Below are 7044 nucleotides of genomic sequence, written 5' to 3'. Positions count from 1 at the left end.
ATTTTTAGGTACCTCAACAGGCATTGGAGTGGGGCTTGACAGCCGTTTTAAGGCAGGTGGAATACTTGGCTATTCATTGGGGCTTGCTTTTACTGACATTTCTTGGAGTAGAGATGATGGGCTGGATGGGTGTTATGCCAGCTATGATGCGGAAAGCCGGGGAATAAGTATTCCTTTCGAGATCAATGCAATTTTGGGTAAACGTGCCAGCAAATTTGAAATAGGATTTGGCATGACAACATATCTGGTCAATAGAGACGAGCTGCATTATAAAACTATCTTCTTCCCTTCAGAAGAAGATGGAGTATTGGATTTTGAAAGGTACTCAACCCGTAAAAAAATTTTCCGACCTAACATTATTGGTACAATCAATATCGGATACCGACTTCAACGTAAATCCGGATTCTTCATGAAAGTTGGATTATCCTTACTTATTGGAGACCTGAAATGTTCACCTATTGACGGTGTAGTTGCTTTACCGAATATTTGTCTTGGATATACAATCCCTCATTTTTAGTGCATTATAACATGAGATGAATTGCATGAGAAAAATTAGTAAGATCTTGACTGCAGTGACTTATATTATTGCTTGTTTCCTGATTGGTGGATGCAATTATGATGAACCCACACCGGGTAATGATTCCAATCCGGATTCTGATAAAACATGTGCCTTAGCATGGGATACGATTGTTTGCAATCAGTTATCGGTAAACGAGCTTTTCATCGGTTCTAAATTCCTCGGCGTTCAGAACTGGAATTGCAACGGCAATCCTCCAGGCATATATCCGGCAGCAGTTTTTCCAGAAGAAGCCTTTGCAACCACGTTTGATCAGGAGGTTTCCGGTAATAAAAAACCGATTGTCGTATATACCAACTTCAGTGACCCTTTTATTTCGACTATAGAGAATCCTTCCGGAGTAAATTATAGCCGGTTTATGAAGAGTATGCTCAGGTCTGAGGAATATAAATTGAACTCTGAACCCCAGCTGAATTTATATAGATGTGCCAAAATGAATAATCTTGATAGTCTTATCAGAATCTTCCCGGATAATCCATCTTTTGCTGAGACATTTGAAAGTATAGTAAAGCAAAAGATGGATATTGATAAAATCAAGAGCTGGACTATCGGAGAAATCATATTCAAAGGATTTACAGTTACGATGGATATACCCGAAAAAGGCATTTTTACAAATGAGATACCATCTGAAAAGGGATTGGTGTATGTCAGGAGCATTACTTATGGATCCACGGCATATTTTGTTATTGGCAGCGATTTGACATATCCTGAAGTCAGGGCCATTATATCTAAACCATCTATGATTGGAACTGAAAAACAAAATCTGAAAAATACACATGTAGTTCTCCTTACCAATTCAGGCATTGACCAAAACGCGGAACTTCATACTGAATCCGATGCCTTGTATGATTATTTCAGACATCCCTATATCGAAGGGAACTATGGCTATCCCATATACTGCACAGGATGCTCCATTAAAGACAATTCTTATATTCACATCTCTGTAAAATAAAAATCTCCACCGAAGAATTTATAATGAAATGCTCGGTGGAGAATTCTTAAATTAATATTCGTAACCTTCAGGGAGAGAAGGCTTGGCATCATCGGGGATGTGAGGGTTGGCTCTCATTTGCTTGATTGCTTCTATCTCACCGGGAGTGTAGCGAGTCGGACTTTTGTGAGGCATCGGTATTTCATCCGGTTTTGATTCAGATTGTGCCGGGTCTACTTCCTGCGGAGATTCTTCTTTCTTTTTGGATTGCCAATCATCATGAGGATAGAAGAAGTTGAATTCAGGTCCAGTTGACTCTCTCGTAACGATGAGATCTTTCCAACCATCTTTTTCAGCCTCATCTGTGCCTAACATATCCTTTTCTATCCTGTCAATAAACTTACTGTCATTGCTGATTGCTCGTTGGGCGCGGTATAGCCATTCAATGTTTGTGAGTTCCCGGTTCTCGACTTTGACAGAATGTATCCAATAACCCAAACCGAAAATGATGTCCACAAGACCAATGATGACAAAGGATAGAATCTTGATTTTCTTATCTCGCTTCGCCAACTTTTCCTTCAGGTCTTCATCAGTTCGCAATCCATTTATCTGATAGTAAATGTCAGCTGCATCCTTGACGCTGATGCCATCATACTGCTTTCTTCCATTATAGTAGGACTCCGTATGTCCTTTCTCTATGATGGGAGTCAGATTTGAAGTGACTTTTGACACGAATACCTCGCTTGCCTTTTTAACAATCTCATCGGTCTTGTCCTCCGGCTTCGGCATTGCCTCAACTGCCTTTTTGAGATCTGCCATGCCTTGGACGACAAGAGCCATTGAGCCGTTCATAGTCTGGATTATTCCGGTGAGTGTGGCGACATCCTCGCTTTTGGCGAGATTATCAGGAATTTTAATCTCCGTAATTTCCATTGGCTCGGGGGTGGCAGGAAGCATAACGGGAGCCGATATTTTCGTTGCCACATTTGCCATCTCATTCTTAATCTCCGTCAGTGCGTCCTCCAGCCGTTTCATTTGGCGGCGGAGCAATTCCATATCCATGTCCCCGCACTGTGGAACAAGTGAGATGTTATCTTTCTTTGCCATAATCAGGATAATCTGGGTTTGTTGTTACGTTTTCTTCTTCTCTTCAGCAGTTGGTTGGCTGCGGCCTGCTCGTTCTCGTCAAGGTGACCGTTTCCAAGTTGGAACGCACCGCCAACCATATTGCATATAGACTCGCCAATATCAGCGGTCACTTCCGCAGCCTTTTCCAGAGTCTCCATTGTGGATTTTGCCAACGAGAATACTGCCGACTGATCGACACTGGCTTGATGTGGCTGAGTCTGCCTCGGCTGTGACTGTCGGCTATGTGACTGCGAATTGAAAAGGCTGTCGAGATTTCTGAATTTGAACTGCTCTCCGACATCAGAACCTTTCACCTTGTAGTCGCCAAGTTGGAAGGAAACGCCCTGCATCTCGGTAGTGCCACGGCGGTATTTCGGAATGATTGAGATGTTCTTTTTAGCCAACTCACGCGCAAAACTATTCCAGTCGCGGGCATTTTTCAATGCTTCCGTGGCGGCGATTCTTATCTCCGCTTTTGCTCTTTCGATGCCGTGCAGTTTCTACAAATCGGGATTCTCCTGCTTGGGCAGAGCGAGTCCATACTTCCGCGTCAATGCCTCGCAGACCTTCTTATTCTTGTAGCGGTTGCGTCCGCACTCCATACGCTTGCCGTTGTTGCCTACCATGTTGAACACGATATGGCAGTGCGGTTTGTCGGTTTCGTAATGGCGGACAATAAGCCATTGGGTCTTGTCAAGTCCCATCATCCTGATGTAATCTCTCGCTATCTGAAGCATCTTTTTATCAGATAATTTCGGTCTGTCCTCGGCGGCGAAAGACAATGTTATGTGTCCGGCAGGATTGCTTATTCGATGATTCAGCATAGACTGAGATTCAAAACTTGCGATTATCTGACGGCGTTTCGTCCCCACCAGACCATCGCTTCCGAGTATCTTCCAAGTGTCGGGAGTGAATATTCTTTTGTCGTGTTTCTCGCGGGTGACATAGTCAACCTTTGAACCGAACGACCCGGATTTCAAAATTTTTCCTATCATCTTTGTGTCCGTTTTTTGAGATTTATGAGGATGTCGGCCACCATGTCAAGGCAGAAATTAGCCTTGTCTTCAATAGCGGTCAATCCCTCGGTATTGCCTGTATGGGCGATTTGATTGAGATTGGGTCCGAGTTTTTTCAACTCGTGGATAAGGGCTTTTTCCTCGTCAGAGAGGAATGCGATGATGACATCCTCCAAAGCCCGGATGCGGACATATTCAGCCTTGTTCATACCTGCCTTTGCCGAGAGAATATCAACGCGGTCATACTCGCCGTCATTGAAACTTATCTTGACATACCTGTCTCTTTTTGCCGAGCCGAGGCGCGGTCTTCCATTCGATTTATCCATGTTGTAAATCATTGTAATCGGTGTAACCATTATACTGGAATATGCGACCATCGGGAGGCAGGCAATCAACCGTCAGGCGGTCGGATTGCCCCCTTTTGAGGAACTCAAAAGGTATCTTGCCCACTACTACTGAATCAGGCTGCGCAGCATACCTCCGTTTCCATCCCTGACGGGACTCTGTGCCTCCCGATTAGTCGCTTATTTCCGGCTGTCAATTCTCAGAGTTTGCGCCATGCCTCGAGGTCGTCGCCGAACAGGTCGAGATGCTCGCAGATGATGCGCTCGGCATAGCTGCCTACGTTGGCACCACGGTCGCCGAGGATTCTGGCGTAACGTTCAAGTCGCTCCCATGTGGCATCGCTGATGTTGAGCGAATGTCGCTTGACAATCTTCACCGGGATGAGATATGTTTCCTTGTATTCGCCGAACTCCAGCTTACGCTGTTTTATGCCCACACGCTGTTGTTTAGGTTGTGTGGGTGCAGTCTGTTCATCGTTGAACAGATTGGCGGTGTTGTCGGGAGTGTTGCGGTCGTTGCTGTTAACAGCAACATCAGAGTTGTCGATGTTGACAGGCATAGCTGGGTCAACGGGATTGGGAGTAGTATCAGATTTCATAATATCATCAGATTTGGGAGTTATACAATCGGTAGATGTTTTGCCAGTCTTGGGTGTTGACATGGCGGTGGAGGGAGAGGGTGTTGACTGAGATTTCTTGTTAGTCATTTTTTCTCGTTTATACGGTTTGACAATGGAGTTTCGGTTGTCGGGTTATATCGTTCAACCGATACTAATTCGAGTTGCAGGTCATCTATGAATTTCTGCAACATCGGATACTTTCTAATCATACTTTGCAGCACGGCTTGGTCTGGCTCGATTTGCAGTAGATAATCGGCAATATCATATCCGGCTGACTTGTCAGTATCATCGGCAACATCATTCATAAAGTTGAAGATGGTGGCTTCGATACCGAGCGACTTCATCAATGGTAGTTTCTGCCCCCACTGCTCTGTCGCGCCCAAATCGGGATAGAGGATAACCTGCCGTCCACGGAGAACCCGGAGTGCATCGGCATTGAGACATCCGTTCTTGCCTCCGGTGGCGAGCCATACATATTCGGGCAGATACCAGCTCGCTATCAGTGCCGTCTTCTCGCTCTCGACCAATGCAACAGGCTTGCCACGGTTCATCGGCAACAGATGTTCACCGAAAAAACATTGACGGAGATTGTAGTCCGGCAACTTCATCAGCGAGTGGGCCCACGACACATGGTTAAATGGCTCCTTGACACGCTTGCCGCTCCCGGCATCGTAGAGCATCACTTTCCCGGTGCGGACACGTCCGTTGATGTCGGTCTGCCAGAACACACAAGCCCCCGGCCAGTGCTTCGATGTGCCAACGCAATACTCTCTCATCAGTCTCTCCGCATCATCGGACCCGAACTTCGATTTGAGGAACAGAAAGAGATTGTTACGGTCATATCCGTGCAGAGTCTGTGCAACGTTCTCTGCCTCTATGAAAGAGGCTGGCTTGGGTGTCTCGGCCGGCGTGGCTCTGCTGGCTGACGGAGCTGACCAATCGGAGTGCTGAGGCTTGTCCTGCGGATTGCGCTCAAAATATTCCTTTGGCGTGAGGTGATAGCCACAACTCTGCTCATGGTCGCACCTGCCAACATCATCAGGGAACGAGACTTGTTTCTCGGTGTCGATGTATCGTGAGAAACAGCGTTTCTTGTGACAGGCAGGGCAAGTGTGGCGGCTTCCAACACCACGGTAGGGTTGGAGGATAAATCGGTGTTCGCTCATAATCCCATCAAAATTTTGGTTGCATTATCCGCATTATTTGCATTATGGTGGGTGGAAAATGCGGAAAGTGCAGAAAATGCAGGGTTATAATCATAATTTCGCATAGACTCCGTGACGTACCTTCTGGAAATGGATGCCGGTGAACCGCTTTACAAAATCCTTGAAAGTCCGCTCTGCCATAGAATTGGCTATCGCAATTTCAACGCCTTGTTCGGTTGTGAACTCCTCCGGCAGTGCGGCTATGACAGCCCGTTGCAGTTCTGACAGCGATAAATCCTTGATTATGCCCTGCACTCTTGTGGCGGTAGCCTTGAAATAATCCACAAGACTTATGGCATTCTCTACCGAAATAAGGTCTATCTCATTTTTGTCAGCCTCGCCGCAAGCCCAACGTGCCATCTGGATTATCAGACATAAGCGTATGGCATGAAAATCGAATTTGCTGAATACACCTTTCAGCGCGTCATTTTCCTCCCGGTTACAGTCCTCGGTATTCTCCCGTTGCCATTGGTAGAGCCTTGCCTTTGCCTCCGGCGAGAAGCCGAGAATTGTAGGGATAACCTTGCCGTCTTCATCAGTTTTGTATGGCATATCCACAAGTTTGCCGATAATCTCAGCCCATGAAACCTCAATGTCGAATGACGGTTCTTTGTCGCTCCACGCCTGTTTATCCTGATTGTTGGCGATGACGAATAGAAGGCGGTCGATGAAGCCGTTTGAGCTGCGGCTGCCCTGGGCAAGTTCGTTGAGAATACCGTTCTGGATTGTGCCGACAACCGATACGAATGGTCTGCCGATATACACGGAGTCTTTCGCACCCTTTCGGTCTGAGAATATCGGGTTGGCGTTGTAGAGTTTCAACCAATATTCCTCGTCAGAGCCTTTGTTGTATCGGTTGAAGTTCTTGAACCATCCCGCCAACTCGTCATTCCACATGCAGATGCCACGCAGATTGTGGGAGTGAATAAGCATCATGGCCTCCGGAGTTGCGTCAGAAATCAGGAAGCGTTTGTTAACAGGCATTACCGGATGCGTAACAGTCCTTTCTTTCATCGGCAACTCGCACTGGCGGTTATATTCGGCAAGTTCTTTCTGAAAGGCACTGTTGTTTACGCCGTCAATATCTGAGAACGGACGGATGGCGAAGTTCAGCGGATGTGATTTGCACGCTCCGGGTCTGCCGACAAGAGCCAGAAACAGAATGGCACTCTCATCCCATTTCCCTTTCAGCCGGGCAAAATGGGTGTTACCGATGCCAAGAC

Annotated in this window: 9 protein-coding genes; 2 read left to right on the top strand and 7 right to left on the bottom strand. The window is 46.5% G+C overall.

The window, feature by feature from the left end; all coding sequences use genetic code 11:
* Positions 1 to 517, top strand: a 517-nt coding sequence (locus C5O24_RS14035) for a hypothetical protein (RefSeq protein WP_161553869.1), incomplete at its 5' end; no start/stop codon positions are given.
* Positions 518 to 542: 25 nt separating this feature from the next.
* Positions 543 to 1529 (top strand): hypothetical protein, encoded by a 987-nt coding sequence (locus C5O24_RS09515; RefSeq protein WP_107036796.1) that lies wholly within the window; start codon positions 543 to 545, stop codon positions 1527 to 1529.
* Positions 1530 to 1580: 51 nt separating this feature from the next.
* Here C5O24_RS09515 and C5O24_RS09510 read toward each other — a convergent pair whose 3' ends face one another.
* From C5O24_RS09510 to C5O24_RS09480, 7 genes are all read right to left on the bottom strand, one after another.
* Positions 1581 to 2615, bottom strand: coding sequence for a hypothetical protein (locus C5O24_RS09510; protein ID WP_107036795.1), 1035 nt, complete (start codon positions 2613 to 2615; stop codon positions 1581 to 1583).
* A gap of 2 nt (positions 2616 to 2617) precedes the next feature.
* Positions 2618 to 3079 (bottom strand): hypothetical protein, encoded by a 462-nt coding sequence (locus C5O24_RS09505; RefSeq protein ID WP_133165517.1) that lies wholly within the window; start codon positions 3077 to 3079, stop codon positions 2618 to 2620.
* Positions 3080 to 3136: 57 nt separating this feature from the next.
* Positions 3137 to 3631 carry a relaxase/mobilization nuclease domain-containing protein gene (locus C5O24_RS09500; protein ID WP_107681756.1) on the bottom strand — a complete coding sequence of 165 codons (495 nt, stop codon included), beginning with the start codon at positions 3629 to 3631 and terminating at the stop codon, positions 3137 to 3139.
* On the bottom strand, positions 3628 to 3978 hold the full coding sequence (locus C5O24_RS09495; RefSeq protein ID WP_107036793.1) for a plasmid mobilization protein: 351 nt from the start codon (positions 3976 to 3978) through the stop codon (positions 3628 to 3630). Before C5O24_RS09495 ends, C5O24_RS09500 begins: the two co-directional genes overlap by 4 nt.
* Positions 3979 to 4196: 218 nt before the next feature.
* Positions 4197 to 4595 (bottom strand): DUF3408 domain-containing protein, encoded by a 399-nt coding sequence (locus tag C5O24_RS09490; protein ID WP_161553868.1) that lies wholly within the window; start codon positions 4593 to 4595, stop codon positions 4197 to 4199.
* A 104-nt stretch (positions 4596 to 4699) separates the two neighbouring features.
* Positions 4700 to 5782 (bottom strand): DUF6371 domain-containing protein, encoded by a 1083-nt coding sequence (locus C5O24_RS09485; RefSeq protein ID WP_107681755.1) that lies wholly within the window; start codon positions 5780 to 5782, stop codon positions 4700 to 4702.
* Between the two features lie 90 nt (positions 5783 to 5872).
* On the bottom strand, positions 5873 to 7044 hold a 1172-nt coding region (locus C5O24_RS09480; protein WP_107681754.1), incomplete at its 5' end, for a DUF3987 domain-containing protein.

Origin of the sequence: Paramuribaculum intestinale (genome assembly GCF_003024925.1) — a bacterium.
In the GTDB taxonomy this organism is placed as follows: domain Bacteria; phylum Bacteroidota; class Bacteroidia; order Bacteroidales; family Muribaculaceae; genus Paramuribaculum; species Paramuribaculum intestinale.
This window is presented reverse-complemented; position numbering and strand designations above follow the sequence as displayed.